Here is an 18,580-nt window from a genome sequence, read left to right as displayed (position 1 = left end):
GCCATCGTCTTGGAGTGAGAGTGTTTAGAGATTTTGAAGTTGATTCCTCAATTTGCCCTTGTCCCGCCCCCACCACCGTTTACTTCCCAACCACCCTTGCACATAAGGAACGTTGGGCGGGGGTGGTTGGGAAGCGCGCCAGCGCGGTGGTGGGGGCGGGACAAGGGCAGAACGGGCAAAGCCCGTTCGTTTACCTATTCGCTCTTGGTGAATAGTCTCACGAACTAGCGACGTCGGCTAGGGCGACTGGGGAACTGCGCATGCATGGCAGCGATTGCGGCGTCGATCGCGTCTGTCTCAGCGGCGAGCTGAGCACGTCGAGCTGCATCCTGCGCACGCTCGACGGCCTGCCGGCCGAGCCGGTGCCGGCGGTCCTCGTCGACGACGAGCTGCGGCGCCACGGCGCCCGCCGGAATGGTCACGCGCAGCAGCCATGCGAAGTAGCCGAGGGGGTCGCGCTGGTCATCGATCGCAGCGACCCTTAGGCGCAGCTCGCGTGCTCGACGATCGACCTCGTCGAGCAACCGCGCAACGGTCCAGCCTCTTCCGGCGAGGCCGTGTCGCTCGATGACGTCGCAGAGCTGGCCGACGTGGCGGCCGCGTCGATCCAGCCACGGCATCCGGTGACAGAGCCCCGCTGCGAGCCGTTGGACGTCGAGTCCGCGAGGTTCCCGCGGACCCCTCGCGTCCCTCACCTTCGTCTCAGCCGGCCGCCGCGAAGCGGTGGCCTCACGTGCGCGCGTTCGCGCGCGTCTTGGTGATCTTTCTGATAGGTGAGAAGAACCCTTAACCCCCTCACGAGGGGGTAGGTGGACATTCTCCACAGCGGCAGATTCCTCGTCGACGTCGTCGACCGAGGGTGCCGTCGGCCGATAGCCGACCGGCATCACGAGCGCTCTCGTCGACGCCGCACGCACCTGGTGGCCGCCGTGCTTCGCTCGTGCCTGGCGCCGCTCCGACGTCGTCAGGTAGCGGCCCTCGACGACCGTCACAGCGAGCCCCAACGCCTCCAGCAAATGCCGCGCGCGCTGCACGGTCTTGCTGCTCATCCCGAGCCGTTTGGCCACCGTCTCGTGCGCGGTGGCGACGCCGCGGCCGGTGAGCTGGTCCGCCGATCTGCGCTCGTCGTACGCGACGCGCAGCAGCGTGTCAGGCGCGACGCGCGCGCTCCTGCGCTCCCCTTCGCCCTCGGGCGTGCGCAGCACGTCCATCACAGCATCGAACCAAGCATCCGGACTCTGCCAGGCCACCAGCGCCCCGTAGGCGCCCTCAGGGGCCGGGAGAGTCCAACTGCCCAGCCGCTCGGCGCTAGCCGCAGCAGCAGGCTCCTGTGACGTCGAAATCGACGACACGCCGTCAGCTAGCCGTACGGCTAGCGCTGGGACCGCAGGGGCATGCGTTATCGTGTGCATGTACCGCCTTTCGCGAGAAGGTGGGTACGACAAAGCCCCGCCCCTCTGGGCGGTTCTTTGGGGGAATCGACCCGCTTAGTCGGCAAACTTCACCGGGTCGGAACTGGCTTCAGCCCCTCGCCTCAGGCGGGGGGCTCAGTCGTTAAGGCGCGTCGATAGGCAGCTCCCCATCCTTCAGGTCGGGCTCAGGCCACCAAGCGGGAACGCCTCGCGGTGTCAACTCGTCATCGATATGGTCGATGACGGCTTCGAGGAAGACCGCGGCCGAGACGCCGGCCTGTGCGGCCAGCTGCTCAACTCGCTTCTTTCTGTGCTCCTCGATTCGCCAACCAAGAGGCACGGGATGAACGCGCGTGCCGCGTGGGAGTCGCTGAACAGCCATACGAGCAAAGCTAGGGCTAGCGACAGCGTTAACGCTCCGAGACACGCCGCTCCCGTCGGCAAACCTTCAAGTAGGCGTTGACACGTACGTGTCAACCGCTCGAGTTGCGTCCGCCCACGGGGGAGCGGCCGCGGGTTTTCTTCCCTTCTCGGGCGCACGATCGTAGGCCGGCTCTACGGCTTGCCGTGCCGGCCCTGCGGCATATCCTCCCTCGCTGCGCTCAGTCCGGTAATCCTCGGGCTCGGCACTCACGCCGCCCGCCGTCCTCTTGATCGCATCTGCCCGGGAAGGGCCGAAAAACGATCGGGAGGACAAGAGCGATGGGTACGGTGACGATCCTTGGGCGCGCTGGCTGCGGGGCGTGCATCTTCACTGAGCGGGCGTTCGAGCTGGCGGGGCTCAGCTTCGTGGTGGTCGACGTCGACGAGGACGAGGACGCGGCCGCGATCGCGCGTGAGGTCGCGGGAGAGCTGGGACGGTCTGAGCTGCCGATCGTGCTGTGCGAGGACGGGAGCCGGTGGGCTGGCCTCCAGCTCGATCGCATCGCCGGCCTCGTGCGCGCAGCGTAGAGGCCTCGAAGGTCAGCGGCGCCGGACGGCGGCCGCGTACACCCACAGGTGGCTGGGGTGCGTGGTGTGCGCCGGCGTCCACCGGATCAGCACAGCGCCCTCAGTCCACGCGATCGCCTCGGCGTCGATCAGCTGCGCCTCGTCATAGACGACGCGGTGCGGCACCCACGCGGTGACCGGGACGGGCTCGCGGGCTTCCTGCCGGCGACCGGTGCTCTGCACCTGGTCGACGGTCAGCCCGATCGGCCTCGGCCGCCGCGCGTCGATGTTCGCAGCGTGCTCCAGATCCGGGCCGATGAGGTCGTAGCACCGCACCTGTCCCATGCTGGAAGTGTAGACTTTTGTACGAGTGTTGCGGGTTGTAGATTTGCCGATAATAGTATTTATGTCAGCATCAGCGGCGTCGCGTCACCGCGTCCTGCTCCCCCGCGACCTGGTCACTGGGCACGAATCTCACGCGGGCCTTGTATGCCTCGTGACGCTCAGCGCGCGCGATCGCCGCGGCGCGGCGATGCCGCGCTTCCTTGCGGCTGGTCGCCGCGCGCCGGCTACGCCGGACGACGACATAGAGTGCGAGAGCTGCGATCGAGCTTGCGACGCCGAGTAGGTAGCTGACGAGCTCGATCTAGATCACCCCCGCGGTCGATCGCTATGCCGAGGCCTCGGGCTGCTCTGAGAGCGAGAGTCGGCGTTTTTGAATGATGGCACCAAGTTCGGAGAGGCTGCTGATGCCTACCGAGGACTGCATGTCTTTGACGGCGAGCCGCGCCACCGGCTCGCCGTGGACCGTGTACTCGGTTGCGGCGATGGTTACCACGTCAATGTCGGCTAGCAATTGGAACCGTTGACCGCCGCCGAGGAGATTTCGCTGTCCCTCGGTGATCTGGGGCACAGCCATGCCCTCGGCATCGCGCACAAAGACGACTCCACGGAAGTCATTGGGGTCTATGCGCCAACTGAGCTCAGCGAGCATTGGGGCATCAGCGGGAAGCTCGAAGAGCTTGGCCACGGCTTCCGTTGCTACCGGCGCGGCGATCGCCATATATGACCGGGTGAACTCAGCTCGCAGCTCTAACTGCTCTTGTTCGGCAGCAGCTCGCGTAGCCGCTGCTTGCTCTTCAGCGGCGGAGTGGGCTGCAACGGCTCGGTCTGCGAGCTGGCTCATGAAAGTTGATCCCTTCTTTGCTGATTAGGCGTTGGCCGGGAGACCGTAGAACTCCCAGTGCCACGCTTCTTGTGGTCCTCCCCCGCCGGGTTCCATCTCGGGCGGGTGGACCCATCCGTAGCGGCCGGCGTTGGCCTTCAGCCACCGGTACGTCGCGGAGCTGTAGCTGATGGTCTGGTGGCTCTGGGTGCCGACGTCGACGGCCAACGCCCACCCGTGGTTGGACGTACCCGGTTCGGCAGCGTTCCCGCACGCTCGACGTGCGCACCAGTACTGCTGAGCGTCGACCTGGCCGGCATAGTCGCGATACGCGTCGTTGATGGGCAGGTCGTAGCCGAACTCGGTTCTGAACGCGTCGTTCATGGCCGCGAGGGCGGCCGCGGCGTCGGGCCGGAGGTAGAGCGGGCCCAGGTCGGACCACGGGATCGGGGTGAGTTGTCCCTGTGGGATGCGGCCGTTTTCGTAGCCGCCCCACGCTCCGGGTGCGGTGCCGTTGGCGGCGGCGTAGTTGCCGCTGGTGCACGCAACGGACAGCGCCGCGGTGACTTCCTGCGCGGGCTTCTCCCACTTGGCATAGTGGTTCGGGTTGCTGTTGATCTGCACCCGGTGGATCGCTTCGGATGCCGGCAGGCTCTCCCAGCCGTCGACCTTCACGAGCCGCTGGTAGAACAGCGTGGCGGCCGTCGACGGGTTCAGCCTGTCGTCGCGGCTGCCCCACGAGTCCTGCTGCTGGAACAGTCCGATCGACGTCGTGCGTGACCCGTCCGGGTTCGTGACGCCGCTCGTTTCGTAGTCGCCATAGGTGATGTTTCGCAGTCCCGATTCGCCCATCGCGGCCATGACGCCGAGCAGCTGCGCGTGGGAGTCGAGTCCGAGCGCGGTTGCGGCGTTCATGATCGCCGCGGCGTTCACGAGCTGGTCACCGCTGTAGCCGGCGACGCTCCGCTCGGAAGCGGTAGCCGCGGTAGCGGTGCCGCAGCTGGCGCCTTGCGTGCCTACCGCGCTGAGCAGGAACGTCGTTCCTGCCAGCACGAGGGCCGCTGCGCCGACCGCAACACCGCTGAGGAGCTTCACCCGGCGTCCTCCGCGCTGATCTGCATGGCGTCGTCGGTGTCGGTCAGCTCGACTTCCCATTCGGAGCGGACGTGCTGCACGTGCACTTCGGGCTGCGAGCCGTACTTGAACACGAAGTGACCGGGTGCGAGCCGTTGCAGCACGTCGGCCGTGCTCGGCTCGAAGTCGAACGTGCGCACCGCCCAAGCGGCATCCTCGGGCCGGTCCTGCCGAAACATGTAGATCGACTGCGCCTCGCTGATGACGGTCTGGCCGGGCGAGTCGGGCGCAATGTCCTTGCCCTTGTGGAACACGAACACGTTCGACAGCCCGAGCGCTCGGGAAAGCTTCTGATTGCTCTTGAGCAGGTGGGCGGTCGGCCCGTCGACCATGTCCCACCCTTCCTCATAGACGACGGTGGTCGCCCACCCGCGCTCACCGCGGAGCCGGCCCATCATCCACTCGTTGCCGATCGCGCGTACGACGTTTACGGCGGGCCCGTCGTTGGGCAGCTGCGAGATATCAAAGCTGGTGAGCTTGCCGGTGAGGTCGACCGTGTCGGACGTCTCGCCGTCCAACAGGCCGGCGTACTCGTCGAGCAACCCGGTCAGGGTCCAGCGGACGCCGAGGCCGGCGTGGTGCAGCATGTCCCGCGCGGTGGGCGCGAGGTCGTCGTACTTCGGATCATCGGGAATCCTGCCGAGGAACGGCAGCACGTCGCTCATCGTCGCCGTACGCGCGTCCTCGAACTGGGCGAGGGTCAGCGTGAGCGCCGCGCGGATCGACTCTTCTTCCCAGTCGGTCAGGCGCGCGTTCTCGCGGGCGATGCGCACGATGGTGTGCAGCAGCCGGTACGTGCCGGCGGCGCCGGCGTTGCGCACGATGAGCGGATCTAGCAGGTTCAGGCGGGTAGAGCTGGACCCGTCGACGGTGAACCGCAGCGGCTCGGCGCCATACGCGCGCGCGATCGCCGCGTACTCGCCCTCGTCGCCCTGGGGCTTCTTGTCGAACACCACGGCGCGGCGGTACTTCAGCAGCAGCGGCCGACCGACACAGACCGTCTTGACGAAGCTCGACTTGCCGCCGCCGACGCCGCCGGCGACGACGGTGTTAGGGCTCGACACGAGCCGCGGCCGCGCGTTGTAGGCGGTAATGGGGTCATGCGCGATGAGCGTGTGCGAGAGCTGATCGCGGCCGTTGGCGATGCCTTGGGTGCCGGTCGGCTGGCCGATCAGTGCGGTGTTCAGCACGGCAGCTTGCCGGGTCGTCGACGGCGCGCCGGCAAGCTTCGGGGCGTAGAGGCCTCGACGAGCTGCACGGTACTTCGTGCGCAGCTGCGAACCCGGCAGCTCGTACGGGGATACCTCGCGGGCGGGGTTCTCGTCGACGGCGGCGTTCTGCTGCCTGCGCGTCAGGTTCGGTTCGCTCACGCGATCGCCTCCTTCTCTCCACGGCCGGCCAGGACGTTCATCGCGGCCGCGCTGAACGACGCCTTGCGCCGTTCCAGACCGCGGGCGATCGGCCAGGCGGTTCCACTCGCCGCCGACTGGTACGAATCGAGCCAGTCGAGCCGTTCGATCCCAAGATTCGTTTCGCAGACCTCGGCCAGTCGGCGGGATGCTCGGGCCAGCTCTTCCTTGTTCGGCGCTGTGACGGTCACAAAGCCGATCCAGTTCGCGCCGTGGTGGTGCGAGCCCGCCGAGAGGTCGGCGCGGCGCCGCAGCGCCGCGGTGACGCGCGTGCTCGTCTCGTCGTTGCCGACCTTTCCGTTCGACGTCTCCGACAGCTGGTCGGCCATGTCCTTGACGACATCGCCTTTCGCGGCCTGCTTCGCCTCGGCCGCGGGCACCAGCTCGATCTGGAATGACAAAGTGCGCACGATATCCAGCTCTCGGCCGACGAGCGCGTCGACGAGCCACAGCGGCGTGCGCTCGGCCACGGCCATGTCTTCGGCGTGGATCGCCGCGGTGCGGTGCCACCACTGCACCGGCTGGCCCGTCTCGGGATCGGTGCTGTCAACGACGTGCGCCGAGAACTCGTCGTGACTCGGCTCCCCCAAGTCCATCGGGGTCAGCCCGGCCATGTAGTCGACGGGTCGTGAGGGGTTCTGCATGTGGCGGATCACCGCGGTGACTCCGCGGGCGGTGAGTGGTTCTACGGTGCCCATGCGGGCCTCGCTGAGGCCCCGCACGACGGCCTCAATCTCCACGGCCATGAGTGCCCGCCACCCGTCGCGGTCGGGGCCGTGCTTGCGTGCCGCGGCGACGAACTGCGGCGTGATCGGCCACCGGCCTACGAGGTAGTGGCGCTGCACCATCGCGCCCTGCCCGGTCTTGATCAGAACTTCCTCGTACGAGCGCATGGCCTCGGCTGGTGCCGTCTCGTCAAGGTTGTTCATCAGCCACCACTCCTGCAGAGCGGAGTCGGCCGGGAGAACGCGTGTGAGCGGCTGCAGGACGCGCAGCAGCGAGCCTTCGGGCGCCCGGTTCGCGAGGAACCGTGAGAACGCGTCGGCGGCGCTGCGCACGGTCGACGCCGATTCGAGGCCCCGTAGCTGGCCGCCGAGGGCGAACGCGACGCTGAGGTACGGCTCTTCACCGGACGGCCCGTGCCACGCGATGCCAGGCACGCCTCGAGCGGACTGCAACCAGCCCATCCCGTCCGCGCCGTCCGGGACCGCCCGCATCGCCAGCAACTCGCGCTGCCAGTCTGCACGGGCTCGCTTCTCGGCCTTGTCGCGGGTCTTGCGCGTACGGTCGAGCGCGTCGGTGAGCATGTCCCAACGGCCGGCGTCGTAGGGGATGAACCGATCGGTTCCGGCGAGTCGGCGGGCCTTCCAGCGCTGCCGGCGGCGCCGGCGTTCGAGGATGCTGCCTCGATGGGTGTTCATCGTGAGCAGGAAGATCGCCACGATGACGACCAGTCCCGCGACCACCACCCACGCGCCGAACGCCGGTGTGAAGAACATCGTGACGATGACGGTGGCACCGATCCCGATGGTGCGCTCACGCGAGACACGCCCGCCGAAGAACCCGCGGTGTGCGCCCTCGCCGCCGAGGTAGTAGCGTCCGTCGTCGCTCATAGCCGGTCCTTTCCGTATGACTCACGCGGCGGGGGCGCCACGCTTGTCTCTGCGGCTTCCTTCGCGCCCTGGTAGCCCTTGGCGACGGCCGACGTCGCCACGGCGCCCGCAGCGCCGCCTACGGCCCTTGTGGCCATGCCGGCGCGTGCTGCCCCACCGGCTCCTGCTGTCACGACGCGGCCGCTGCCGGCCGCCGTGGTGCCAGCTCCGGATCGTGTCGCGGCTGCCTGGCCGAGCGTGGGGCCGGCGGGCGCTGCCGCGCCGCGGACGGTCTGCGCCGGCGTGCTCGACGGCTTCGCCGGCGTCGCCGGGGCGGAACCCCTCGGTGCCGACGACGGAAGCTGAGACGGCGAAGGCGAGCCGATCCGCGGCGTGGGTGAGCCGCCACCGGACGGCGCCGCGGCGCCGCTGATGCTCTTGACGTAGCGCAGCAGGAAGAAGGGCGAGAGCGCGGCTGCCCACATGGCCATGACCGCGACGAGCAGTGAAATCAGGTTCTTCCACCCGTCGCTCCCCCACGAGTCGATCGTGTTGCCGATAAGGCGGAATGCGAGCCCGAGCAGCAAGAAGAGCAGCGGGTGAGTGAGCAGGATGCCCACCCACACGCCCACCGCGCGCAGCCCACTGCTGCGGCGTGCGGGGTCGATCACCCATACAGATGCCAGCGGGATCAGCGCGCCCGAGAAGTACAGCGTGATGAGCTGCACCACGAAGAGGATCACCACGAACAGCAGCCCGATCGCCATTGCCCAGGCGATCATCCAGGCGATGTAGACGCCGCCCGCGAACATGGCGGGGTTCTCGATGAGTACCCGCGTGAGGGATGCCGCGAGTTCTTCCGCGCTCCCTTGGTACGCCCATTGGAGCAGGGAGTTGCTGAGTGCGTGGACGAAGTTCACGACGAGGATGCCGACGAGCGGGCCGAACATCACACCGAGGATGAATCCCGGAAAGTACAGCCCGATCGCGTGCAGGGTGTCGCGACCTGACTGCGTCCCTTTCGCGGTCCTCAGCAGCTGGACGACGAGCAGCACGACGGCGACGAAGAGTGAGAGCGTGAAACTCACACGGTACGTCTCGATGAATGCCTGGTTGCTGAGGTCCGGGAGCGTCGCCCCCGTGAGCGCCGGCAGGAAGTCATTCGTGAGTCCCGCGACCGCGTCGCGCGCGGCCTTGTACATGCTCCCGAACGGGTCGGACCAGAAACCGACCGTGCCGCTGACGCCGTCGATAAGGTCGGTCGCTCCCCCGACCAGGTCGTCGAAGAAGTTCCCATCGTCGGACGGGTTGGGGCTTGGCGTGGCCATGTTCAGCACCCTCCGGTGAACTCCGTGCTGTCGGTGAGAGTCGCCGGATCGTCCGCGGCCGAACTATCCAGCTCCACCACAGACCAGTTGCCGGCCACCATCCACCGCACAGTCACAGTGGGGACGAACGTCTTCGACGAACTCACGGCGCCGTCGATTACCCACGGAAGCTCCATGGTGATGATCGCTTCGTCGGGCGTGTAGCTCTGCACTCGGTACGTCCCGTTGATAGTCGTCACCGAGAGCGGGTTCGGGCCGCTCCACGTCGACGCCGAGTCTGCCCACCGGCTCCACCATTCGCTGCTGAGACCGCTCCAGCTCGCCGCTTGGTCGGCATCGGCCGGTGCCGGAATCTGGAGCACATACCGAGCGAAGGACGCCGCGTAAGACACGGCTCCCTCAGGCGTGTGAGCGGCGTCCTGTTGCGCGGTGAACAGCTGTTCTGCGGTGAGGTCGGGCCCGCCTAGACATGCGTCGACGCCGGTCCCCGTGGGTGCCGGCGTCGACGCGTTGTCTGTCGGTGTGGGATCAGGCGTCCCGCTGCCTCGGGCGCCGTAGATGACGCCGAGGATGATCGCGACGACGAGCACGAGCGCTCCCCCGCCGACGAGCCACGGCCATAGCCGTCGCTTGGGTCGAATGCTGTTCGTGCTCATGCCTGGCCTATCCGAAGATTGCGATGATCGCGCCCACGATCACGCCGAGGGCGACGAGGGCGCCGAGCGAGATACCGGCCCACAGTGCCTGGGTGCGGCCCTCCTTGTAGGCCTGGGGGTTGCTGCTGCTGCTCTGCGCCATGCCGACGATGCCGCGGATGAGAAAGACGATCGCGACGACGATCGCCAGCCCCCAGAAGCCGGCAAACAGCTTCTGCCACAGCTCGGTGAACTCGGCGCCGAAGATATTGAAGTCCGGGATGATCCCGTCGATGGGGTTGTCCATGGGGGTTTGCCTCCTAGTGGTTCAGACATCTCGTGAGCTGGTTGATGACGGCGGCGGCGGCGCGCGTGTACGCGTCGACGGTCGCCACGCGCAGGCGATCGAGAGTGATCGTCGAACGCTGCGCGATGTGCGGGTCATAGGGGATGCTGATCACCTGGCGGATGCCGGCGGATTCGAGCGCGTCAGTCACGTAGGCGCGGACGTCGGGGGCGACCGGCCGCCCGTCGTCGATGCGCAGCGCGATCGCGTTCTGTGCGAGCGCCGTCGGGTGTCCCCCGTACCGGTGCAGGAATCGAACGAGCTGGTGGGCGCCGTTCACCGAGTCGATCGCTTCGAGAACGGGGATCACCAGCACGTCGGCCGAGTTGACGGCTCCGTGGAACGCGCTCGACGACGCCTGATTGCCCGAGTCCATGACCCGGATCGGGTAGAAGAACCCGAGTAGGTCAGAGACGTTCTGCACGTCGGTGTGGCTCAGTGGAGCACGGTCGTGGACGGTGCCCACGACCGCCGCATAGGAGGTCTGCTGCGAGACATAGCCGGCGAGCTGGCCGGCACCGCGAATCGCCCCGACGTCGCGCACGAGCTCGGCCATGCCTGCGGTCGCCGGCCCCTCGGCGCGGACCGCCAATGCGCCGGCGTCGTCCGTGACCTCGAACACGCACGTCTGACCGCCCCGGATACTGGCAAGCACTCCCCCGAGGATCAGTGCGCTCGGCGTCTTGCCGACGCCACCTTTCGGGTTCGCGACGAGCACGCCGACGCTCCGCGCCCACGATGCGAGTCGGATCGTGTTCCGGTCCGCGTCGAGCTGCTGCGCTGCCAGCTGCGCCTTCGACGGCCCCCGGCGGGCGAACAGCCCGCGCCGCGGCGCTGCCGGGGCGACGGGTAGCGCCGGCAGCGCGGCCTCCACGCGAGACGCCGCCGGCGCCGGCTGCGGGGGTTCGGGCTGGCTTACTCGCAGTAGAAGTGCCTCGGATTCCTCGGCACTTTCGTCTTCATTCACCATGTCGACCTCCGGGGCCGTCTTGTCCCCCGTTCGGGGGACAAGGCGCACGACCTCGCCCGGTGTTGATGAGTCGGCTTCGCCGCCGAGTTCGGTGGGCCACTCCTCGAAATAGCTTTCTGCCCGACGAGCGCCCAGAAATGCCGCTCCGGCGGGCTGCTGCCCTCGGTACTGCTCCGCGTTGTCCATACGCACCCCCTGGGATGACCTTATGAGTGTAAGTGCGGGTACCCGCGATCCTGGAATCACTGTCCACACCCTCCGCAACCTAGCAGATAATCCGCTAGGTTGTAGCTTCACGCGGCACGATATCGCGAACGCGCGACATTCGAGGGCTGCGGGTGGGAGGTACGGAAGAATGACGGGTATGCCTCGACGGTCCCCTGTGCCCGACTTCTCGGGCGCTGCCGCGTCCGCGCACCGGGCGATCCAGAATGAGGCGCGGCTGAGCGTGCTGCGCATGCTGCTGCGCGACGGCACTGCCACGCGCGCGGAGATCACGGCTGCAACCGGCCTGACTGTCTCTACGGCGCTTGTAGCGATACGCGATCTTGAACAGGCCGGCTACGTTCTCACGAACGTAGAAGGTGACCGCAAGGGCAACCGCGTTGAGTACTCCGCCGACCGCCAGAAGGTCACTGCCGATCTGTTCGACCTCCTGGGTTGGTTGCTGGGCTGACCCAGCTCGAGCCGTTGACACGTACGTGTCAACGCCATGCCGCGTTGCGGATCGCTTCCTCGACGAGGTCGCGCTTGGATCGACCAGTGGCTGCGGCCGCCTGGTCGATGATGTCGGTGACGTCGGGGCTTACCCGCGTCGACAGCTGCACCGTCTGTTCGCGGCCACGCGAGGTCGCGCCGATCGCGGGGCTTGCGGTGCTCGTCGACGCCGGCGGCGTCGGGGCTGCCGCGGGCACGCGGGGCGTGCCCTTGCCCTCGGCGGGCGCGCTCTCACTCGTCGACGTCGCGGGGGCCGGCACGGGTTCCTGCGACGTCGGCCTGTAGTCGATCGGGTCCACGCCGGTGTCTGCTGCGGGCACGGGCTTGGTGCGTCCGGGCCGTGCGGGTCGGTCTTGCATGCTCATCGGATCACCTTTCCCACGATCGCCGCGTAGCTATCGCGAACGGCGGTTCCCTTCCGGTAGTTGCCGAACCACTCCCCCGCCATACGGCTCTCGGGAACGATCGACAGATGCGGCACGATCGGTTCGATGATCGGGGCCAGCTCGCGCAGCTGGTCGATCGCATCTGTCTCGCTGAAGCTCATGAATCCGGTCCCGTCGCGGGTGACGGCCACGCCCGCCTCGTCGATGCGGGCCGCCGCACCGATCGCCGCCATATGGCGCCGGAACGCGGCCACGGTCCGCTGGGCGCCAGTGACACCATCCACCCCGGAATCGCTCGCCGTAGCGGCGTACAACACCCTCCCCGCGGCGTGCAGCGCCGAGAGCGTCAACGGGCCGCCCTGTCGGTTTGCGCAGTCGATCACGACTAGGTCGGCCTCCAGGTCCGTCAACGAGGTCTTCAACCGCAGCTCGGCGTAGTCGTCGCGTTCGCTTTCACGGTTGCTCAGCTCGCGCGCGGCCGGGATCACTCGCAGGTTGGGGTTCCACGTGCTCTGCACAGCGAGGTCCTCGGCCCACCCGCTCGGGTCGTCCTTGGCGCCGAGGATCGCGCCGACGTGCAGCCCCTCCCCCGCGGGCTCAACGCGCAGCCACTTCGTGGCGGCCGCGCGCGGGTCAAGGTCGATCAAGACCACGCGCCGCGGCGCCACAGCCTCGATTTCCTTCGCCGGGTCCGCGGTCACGCCTTCGGCCGCGACCATCGCGATACTCACAGCGGTGGTCGTCTTCTTGACGCCGCCTGCCTCGCTGTACACCATCACGGTCTGCATATCGGTAGCCTACTTTCTTTCTGTCGTTCTAACTAGAGTTCTGTCTGTCATTCCATCTAGCTTGCTTTCTAGACAGCGTTCTAGAAAGCAAGCTAGATGGAATGCGAGGCCGGCGAATGCCGGCCGGGGTTCAGATCGGCCAGGTGTAGAGCGGAGGAACGTCGACGAGTGCGGGAAGCCCCACTGTGTTGACTTCGATACTGCGGCCGACCGTGTGCACGCCCGCGGTGTGAGCGATCGCGGCGAGCACGAGCGCTGTGGTGGTGCGGTCGAGTCCGGCCAGCTCGTCGCCGAGGATGATGGGGGAGTCAGCCCCGAGGCTCGCGGCGATGCGCAGCACTCGCTGTTCGCCTCCCGACAGTGCACCGATCCGCTCGGGGATCGACTCGAAGTCAATCCACACGCGGCCGTCGTCCTCCCGTCTGATCCACCCGTAGCCGGGCGCCGCCCAGCCGGTTCGGATCAACAGCTCCGTCGCTGCTTCGAGGGGGAGTAGGCCACGCGCCCACTCGCGCAGCTCGTCCTCGTGTGTTGTGTGCATGTCTCTCTCATCCTTCCAGCGCCTCGACGCTGGCGAGCTGAGTCGCGGCGTCGAAGATCAGCCATGTCGTGTTGTTCCATTGGTTGCGATAGGTGATGCCGCGGGGGGACTCCGTGAGTGAGTAGGACACGGCGCCGGGGTGGAACTCTGTGATCCACGCTGCCGCCAGCTCGTCAGCGTGTGCACGATCCTCGGGCGTGCCGACTTGCTCAGCGTTGAGGTGTGCCGCCCACACAGCACAGCCGCGCGCCGTGGCGCGCTCCTGCCGGCGCTGCTCCTCGATCAACGCCGGGAGGCATCCGCACTCTTCGTTCTCGTCATGGTGGTAGCCGATGCATCGATCGTCGGTGCATCCGCACTCGTCGCCTCGCCACTCGGCCGCACCGGCGTAGCCATTTAGCTGTGCCCATGCCTTCGTCGTGAATCCTTCGGCGCGCAGCGTCTCGCGCGCCTCAAAGTTGAGCCGTGTCATGCCGTCACCGTCTCACGGGGCTCGGACTTTTCGAGCTGGTAGACGCGCTGCTTGGTGATGCCGAGCACACGCCCGACGTCGGGCGCGCTGTAGTCCTGGCCGCGCAGCTCCCGCACGACCGCTCGGCGTCGTTCTGCGGCTCGCGCTTGCGCACGTCGGGCTTCTTCCTCGTCACGCTCCGCAGCGGCCCACTCGTCGAGCGCGTGCTCGGGACCGCGCACGGTGACGTTCACCCCCACGGTGTCGGGGGACACGTCGAGCCACATTGCCGCGACGCCCTGCGCCTCGTGGTCGACCTCCGCGAGGTTGCGGGCCTGGCCCCCGGTCCCGAGTTCGGGAATCTCGAAGACCCACCAGCGGCCTTCGCGTTCGACGGTCACGTCGTAGGTGCGCATGGCTTTCCTCACTTCCATTCCCGGGGCAGCTCGGCCCCGGCCTTCTCGATCTGGCGCAGAACGCCCGCCGAGACCTCTCGGTGGCCAGCCGGGACGGTCGCCTTCTTCGACTCGTCAGGGAGGCCCCAAATCTCGTGGCTCCCCTGGCCGTCCCGCAGGTACACCCACCCGATACTCTTCAGGTGCTTGATGACGTCCCGCGTCTTCTGTGCCTTCATAAGGCTAGTCTAGTCCCCCCTTGCCCTGCAAGTCAAGGGGGGGCTTTCCTTTCTAGCCTTCCGGTTCGAACTCGTCGCCGCAGAGTCCGCAGAGGATGGGGCCGGCGTCGATGACGGCGAGGGATACCCTGATCTTTCGGCCGCAGCTGCACACGGCGGCTTTGCCGTTGTTGCTCTTGCGGCCGCCGGTGGCGTCGGCCGCCTCGGCGCGCCGGTATGCGGTGATAGCGGCGTCGAGCTGGGCGACCTCGGCCGCGTACAGCGCCGCGGTGGCGTCGGGAACGGTGGTCAGTGACCAACCGATGCTCTTGTCGTGCTCGATCGTCAGCCCGAAGCTCTCCGCAATCGCCTTGAATTTGGCGTTGTGGTAGCGGCCTTGGCGGCTGGTGTCCTGGATGCCGCGTCCGTTCGCTGCGCCGTGCGCGGCCTCGTGCAGCAGCGTTCCGAGCACTCCGCGGCCGCCGCGGGCGAGGCCTTCGCCGCCGATGAACAGCTCGTGCACGGTGTCCTCGCCGCGCACCCATCGTTCGGGTGCGAAGTGGCCGAGGTTCATGCCCTTGGCGGTGCGTCCGGATGCCAGGGTCACGACGACCTCGGGAACGTCGCTCTGACGGCTCTGGATCGCGGCCCACGTGGTTTCGATCGCTGCGATCAGGGGAGCGGTGACGGTGCGGCTCATCGGGTCACCGCCTCGGCGTCGATCGCCTCGATGCGGTCGGGGCGGAAGCCCGACCATGACGCCATGCCCGCCACCTGCACCACGGGCAGCTGTGCGAACCCGAGCGCGCGCAGTTCGTCGGCCGCGCTCTCGCGCAGCTCGTCGACGTTGACCGTGCGGTAGTCGATGCCGCGCGCGTCGAGTGCCCGATGGGTCGCCGTGCACTGCACGCACCCGGGACGGCCGATCACCGTCACCCGGCCTGTGGTCGTTGCGCTCATCGCTCCTGCTCCTTCCCCCTCACGTTTTCTTGCCGTGAAGGCGACTTGTCGCCGCTAGGGAGAGCCGGCCGGAGCACAAGCGACCGTGGAATACCGGACTGAGGGAGCGCAGCGAGCGAGGGAGGATATGCCGCGAAAGCGCTTGTGTGGAGGCTGGCCGACCGTATGCTGCCGAAGGCTTCACGGCAAGAAAACGGGTCGCCCGGAGGGCGGCCTGAGCGCGGCCGCTTGCGGCCGTCCCTCTAGCGGCGCCTCGGCGCCGAGCGTTCCCCGTCGACCAGGTCGCGGCCGGCTACGGCGCCGGCGCGTCGTCGACGACCGGCTCAGCGTCCTCCGCCGGCACCACGGGGACCGGAGCGGGCGTGGGGGAGGGGAACGACCGGAACGGTGCGATCGCGCCGCCCTGCACGATCCAGAACGAGCCCTGCGAGGCCTCGCGGACGTCCTGGGGTGGCACGACGTAGGTGTGCTGTGCGCGAGCGGAGCGCAGCTCGTCGCCGGCGGCCGCGCCGGATGCCTCCATGCGCATGACGGTGCCGGCGTACTTGACGACGTCCTCGGGGTCTTTCGACCGGCCGAAGATGAGCGCGGCGCCGCTCGACAGTGCCCGTCGACGTCGTGTCTCGTCGTTCGACAGGCCAGCGATGGACTGGCCGGCGAGCACGAGGCCGGCGCCGGCCGAGCGCGACGTTTCGAACAGCATGCCGGCGCTGTCGCCGGGGTCGCTTGCGCCGGTCACCAGCTGCGGGAATTCGTCAATGACGACGAGCATCGGAGACTTGTCCCGGCTGGCAAGCCGGGTCGCCAGGTAGCCGCGAAGGTCGGTGAGCAGCAGGTCACCGAGCTTCGCCTGTGCTTCCTCGACGGGGGAGAGGGGCACGATCGTCAGATCGGCTGCACCGTCGCCGTAGCTCCAGCCGCTCGACGACAGGAACGGCTCGAGCGGGCGCAGCGCGGTCAGCAGGGTGGTCTGCACCCGGCTGATCCGCGTAGTGCCCATCTTGTCGACGGGCTGCGTGAGAACTTCGAGCTCCATCTGGTTGGACACGTGCGCGGCCGGCGCCGACAGGCGCCCGAAGAGGTCCCGCATGCCCGTGACGGGGCCCGATCCCTGGATCGCTTGCAGCACGGCACGGATCTCATCGAGGTAGTACTGATTCGCGCCGTCCGGCGCCGGCATCAGTCGCATGAGCTTCGTGGTGATCTGCTCGGTGGAGCCGGTGAACATGTTCCACGGCTCCCCGACTCGCACCGATCGTCCGCGGCCGCTGACGATCGCGGCGAGCTTCTCGGCATCCTCGATGTCGCCCTTCGCATCGAGGAACACCACCCGCCACCCCTGATCGAGCGCCGGCAGGATGAGCCCGTTGATGAGCACGGTCTTGCCGACGCCGCTCTCCGCGACGATGTACGCGCGGGTGGCGCCGGCGCCGGTCGGCAGCACGGCGTACCGGCCGCTGTCGTCGATCCAGTCAGGCACGCGCCGCCCGTCGATCATCCGGTCGCGCAGCGTGCGCACGGTGTTGTGCGTCACGAGGCCGAACGCGAGCCGCCCGGACGCGACCGGGTGCGGGGCGGTCAGCACCGCGCCGCCGGCTACCGGGGAGAGCTGGCCGGTGGCCGGGTCGAGTCGCATGCCTACCTTCCGGGCCGAGACGATATCGGCGGCGCGCTTGCGTGCCGCCTCGATGCGCTCCTGCGTGACGACGTCGGGGATGGTGCGATCGCGCACCATGTCGGCCAGCTGGCGGCGCCGGATCGACCAGGCGACCGGCAGCAGCAGCACGCCGAGGAACAGGTTCAGCAGCAGCCACGGCCAGACGGCCGCCCACGCGGCCGCCCACCAGTCATCCTGTGCGACGAGCGCGGCCGGTCCGTCCGCGACGATCCATCGGCCGATCAGGATCGCCTCGACGCCGAGCACGGCGCCGACGATCACGACGCCGGCCGTGTTCACTGCCCACTGCCAACGGTGGGTGATCCAGAACGCGTGTCGCTTCGCGACCCGGTAGCCGGCGATCTGGGTCGTCAGCCACGGCACCGCGAGGGGCAGCACGAGCGCAACGACGATCGCGCCGAGCACGGCGCCGATCACGCTCGTGAGGAAATCGCTGGTGGCGTCCGGCTGTGCCGGACGCTCCTGGGTGTTGCTCATCAGTCCCGCCCTCCCCACACTGACAGTTGATCCGGCAGAGGCGGTGGGGGCGGGGCAAGCGGCGCGCTGGCCTGCCGATCGGACCACTCACCTGTGAACGTCTCATCCACGACGCGGCCGCGTTCATCGAGGATCGGCAGCGTGACGATCCTCGACCGCAGGGTGGGGTGCACGAGCTTGTCGGCCTCCCGGCCGATCGCTCGTGAAGCCTCCGGGGTCGAGAGGTACACGACCCGATCGACGCCGCCCTGAATGCGGCGCACGTGATCCGGGAGGATCACCTGATACCGCTGCAAGGTCTTCGCTGTCAGCTCGACCTCGACGAGCTGCACGACGCCGTCGCGCTCCGCGACGCCGTCTGCCATGTGCTCGGTCTTCGTCGGCGGAACACGGTCCCGCCGCCACTCGGCGCCGCCGGCCAGGAACCTGGCCGACACGCTCGCTACCGCCACCTCGTGGCGGGTCGTCTGCTTGAACAGGTTGGGGCGAGCCTTCCCGGTTACCTGGAAGGTTGCCCAAACGATCGAGCCGTCCCGAAAGGTCGGTCGGCCCCGATCGAGCAAGCCGGCGTCGACCAGCCGGGCCACCCACTGCTGCGCCCTGCGCAGCGACACCGGCCGCGTCTCTCCCGACGCCGCGGCCCCGACGTCGTCGAGCCCCGCCAGAGCCCACCGCACCGCATCCATGTCCGCCAGACGCACCACCCGCAGCCAATCCAGCATCCGCTCATCACGGCTCGTCATCTGCATCACAGCGCGCCCCTTCGGGTCGATCGTGAGTCGCCGGCGCCTCGTCCGAAGCACCAAGCGATCGAAGTCGAGACTGCGTCACAAACCGTGCTCGTCAACCGCGGCCGCCGCTCGTTCATGTCATCAGTCATCGCCCGCTTCACCCTTCCACCAACCCATCCTGCCCACCCCGTCCGGCCATCGTCTTGGAGTGAGAGTGTTTAGAGATTTTGAAGTTGATTCCTCAATTTGCCCTTGTCCCGCCCCCACCACCGTTTACTTCCCAACCACCCTTGCACATAAGGAACGTTGGGCGGGGG

Annotated in this window: 22 protein-coding genes; 2 read left to right on the top strand and 20 right to left on the bottom strand. The window is 68.0% G+C overall.

Features of this window, described 5'->3' with window-relative positions; genetic code table 11:
* Positions 1-224: 224 nt before the first annotated feature.
* The gene (locus AB1K54_RS16980) at positions 225-1,211 is read right to left on the bottom strand and encodes a hypothetical protein (RefSeq protein WP_371203946.1); all 987 of its coding nucleotides are present in this window, start codon (positions 1,209-1,211) and stop codon (positions 225-227) included.
* Positions 1,212-2,114: 903 nt separating this feature from the next.
* On the opposite strand from AB1K54_RS16980, the gene AB1K54_RS16975 reads away from it, so the two are divergent.
* Positions 2,115-2,363, top strand: a complete 249-nt coding sequence (locus AB1K54_RS16975) for a glutaredoxin domain-containing protein (protein ID WP_371203945.1) — start codon at positions 2,115-2,117, stop codon at positions 2,361-2,363.
* 12 nt (positions 2,364-2,375) lie between these two features.
* Here the strand turns inward: AB1K54_RS16975 and AB1K54_RS16970 are convergent, their stop codons facing one another.
* From AB1K54_RS16970 to AB1K54_RS16930, 9 genes are all read right to left on the bottom strand, one after another.
* On the bottom strand, positions 2,376-2,687 hold the full coding sequence (locus AB1K54_RS16970) for a hypothetical protein (RefSeq protein WP_371203944.1): 312 nt from the start codon (positions 2,685-2,687) through the stop codon (positions 2,376-2,378).
* A 325-nt stretch (positions 2,688-3,012) separates the two neighbouring features.
* Positions 3,013-3,528 carry a hypothetical protein gene (locus AB1K54_RS16965; RefSeq protein ID WP_371203943.1) on the bottom strand — a complete coding sequence of 172 codons (516 nt, stop codon included), beginning with the start codon at positions 3,526-3,528 and terminating at the stop codon, positions 3,013-3,015.
* A 24-nt stretch (positions 3,529-3,552) separates the two neighbouring features.
* The gene (locus tag AB1K54_RS16960; protein WP_371203942.1) at positions 3,553-4,602 is read right to left on the bottom strand and encodes a M15 family metallopeptidase; all 1,050 of its coding nucleotides are present in this window, start codon (positions 4,600-4,602) and stop codon (positions 3,553-3,555) included.
* Positions 4,599-6,011, bottom strand: a complete 1,413-nt coding sequence (locus AB1K54_RS16955) for an ATP/GTP-binding protein (RefSeq protein WP_371203941.1) — start codon at positions 6,009-6,011, stop codon at positions 4,599-4,601. The genes AB1K54_RS16960 and AB1K54_RS16955 overlap by 4 nt, the downstream gene beginning before the upstream one ends.
* Entirely contained in the window at positions 6,008-7,663 is a 1,656-nt protein-coding gene (locus tag AB1K54_RS16950) for a hypothetical protein (RefSeq protein ID WP_371203940.1), read from the bottom strand. The genes AB1K54_RS16955 and AB1K54_RS16950 overlap by 4 nt, the downstream gene beginning before the upstream one ends.
* Positions 7,660-8,970, bottom strand: coding sequence for a hypothetical protein (locus tag AB1K54_RS16945; RefSeq protein WP_371203939.1), 1,311 nt, complete (start codon positions 8,968-8,970; stop codon positions 7,660-7,662). Before AB1K54_RS16945 ends, AB1K54_RS16950 begins: the two co-directional genes overlap by 4 nt.
* 2 nt (positions 8,971-8,972) lie before the next feature.
* A complete protein-coding gene (locus AB1K54_RS16940; RefSeq protein WP_371203938.1) occupies positions 8,973-9,560 on the bottom strand; it encodes a hypothetical protein in 588 nt (195 codons plus the stop codon).
* A gap of 73 nt (positions 9,561-9,633) precedes the next feature.
* Positions 9,634-9,912, bottom strand: a complete 279-nt coding sequence (locus AB1K54_RS16935) for a hypothetical protein (protein ID WP_371203937.1) — start codon at positions 9,910-9,912, stop codon at positions 9,634-9,636.
* A 13-nt stretch (positions 9,913-9,925) separates the two neighbouring features.
* Entirely contained in the window at positions 9,926-10,825 is a 900-nt protein-coding gene (locus tag AB1K54_RS16930; RefSeq protein ID WP_371203936.1) for a hypothetical protein, read from the bottom strand.
* A 478-nt stretch (positions 10,826-11,303) separates the two neighbouring features.
* Here AB1K54_RS16930 and AB1K54_RS16925 point away from each other — a divergent pair, with 478 nt between their 5' ends.
* Positions 11,304-11,597 carry a winged helix-turn-helix domain-containing protein gene (locus AB1K54_RS16925; protein ID WP_371203935.1) on the top strand — a complete coding sequence of 98 codons (294 nt, stop codon included), beginning with the start codon at positions 11,304-11,306 and terminating at the stop codon, positions 11,595-11,597.
* Positions 11,598-11,625: 28 nt separating this feature from the next.
* On the opposite strand, the gene AB1K54_RS16920 is transcribed toward AB1K54_RS16925, so the two are convergent.
* The 10 genes from AB1K54_RS16920 to AB1K54_RS16875 all read right to left on the bottom strand — a co-directional run bounded on the left by AB1K54_RS16920 (position 11,626) and on the right by AB1K54_RS16875 (position 18,281).
* A complete protein-coding gene (locus tag AB1K54_RS16920; RefSeq protein WP_371203934.1) occupies positions 11,626-12,003 on the bottom strand; it encodes a ribbon-helix-helix protein, CopG family in 378 nt (125 codons plus the stop codon).
* The gene (locus AB1K54_RS16915) at positions 12,000-12,812 is read right to left on the bottom strand and encodes a ParA family protein (protein WP_371203933.1); all 813 of its coding nucleotides are present in this window, start codon (positions 12,810-12,812) and stop codon (positions 12,000-12,002) included. Before AB1K54_RS16915 ends, AB1K54_RS16920 begins: the two co-directional genes overlap by 4 nt.
* Before the next feature lie 130 nt (positions 12,813-12,942).
* A complete protein-coding gene (locus tag AB1K54_RS16910; RefSeq protein ID WP_371203932.1) occupies positions 12,943-13,353 on the bottom strand; it encodes an ABC transporter ATP-binding protein in 411 nt (136 codons plus the stop codon).
* A gap of 7 nt (positions 13,354-13,360) precedes the next feature.
* Positions 13,361-13,825 carry a hypothetical protein gene (locus AB1K54_RS16905; protein WP_371203931.1) on the bottom strand — a complete coding sequence of 155 codons (465 nt, stop codon included), beginning with the start codon at positions 13,823-13,825 and terminating at the stop codon, positions 13,361-13,363.
* On the bottom strand, positions 13,822-14,220 hold the full coding sequence (locus AB1K54_RS16900) for an antitoxin HicB (protein WP_371203930.1): 399 nt from the start codon (positions 14,218-14,220) through the stop codon (positions 13,822-13,824). The genes AB1K54_RS16905 and AB1K54_RS16900 overlap by 4 nt, the downstream gene beginning before the upstream one ends.
* An 8-nt stretch (positions 14,221-14,228) precedes the next feature.
* A complete protein-coding gene (locus AB1K54_RS16895) occupies positions 14,229-14,438 on the bottom strand; it encodes a type II toxin-antitoxin system HicA family toxin (protein WP_371203929.1) in 210 nt (69 codons plus the stop codon).
* A 52-nt stretch (positions 14,439-14,490) separates the two neighbouring features.
* Complete coding sequence (locus AB1K54_RS16890) at positions 14,491-15,117, bottom strand: hypothetical protein (protein WP_371203928.1); 627 nt, start codon at positions 15,115-15,117, stop codon at positions 14,491-14,493.
* Complete coding sequence (locus AB1K54_RS16885) at positions 15,114-15,377, bottom strand: glutaredoxin domain-containing protein (protein ID WP_371203927.1); 264 nt, start codon at positions 15,375-15,377, stop codon at positions 15,114-15,116. The genes AB1K54_RS16890 and AB1K54_RS16885 overlap by 4 nt, the downstream gene beginning before the upstream one ends.
* Before the next feature lie 292 nt (positions 15,378-15,669).
* Positions 15,670-17,532: a hypothetical protein gene (locus AB1K54_RS16880; protein WP_371203926.1), complete on the bottom strand. Its 1,863-nt coding sequence runs from the start codon at positions 17,530-17,532 to the stop codon at positions 15,670-15,672.
* Positions 17,532-18,281, bottom strand: coding sequence for a hypothetical protein (locus tag AB1K54_RS16875; RefSeq protein WP_371203947.1), 750 nt, complete (start codon positions 18,279-18,281; stop codon positions 17,532-17,534). Before AB1K54_RS16875 ends, AB1K54_RS16880 begins: the two co-directional genes overlap by 1 nt.
* Positions 18,282-18,580: the final 299 nt, after the last annotated feature.

It is taken from the genome of Microbacterium sp. BWT-B31 (assembly GCF_041379855.1).
Taxonomy (GTDB): Bacteria; Actinomycetota; Actinomycetes; order Actinomycetales; family Microbacteriaceae; genus Microbacterium.
The sequence above is the reverse complement of the archived record's forward strand: the minus strand, read 5'-3'. Positions and strand labels throughout refer to the sequence as shown.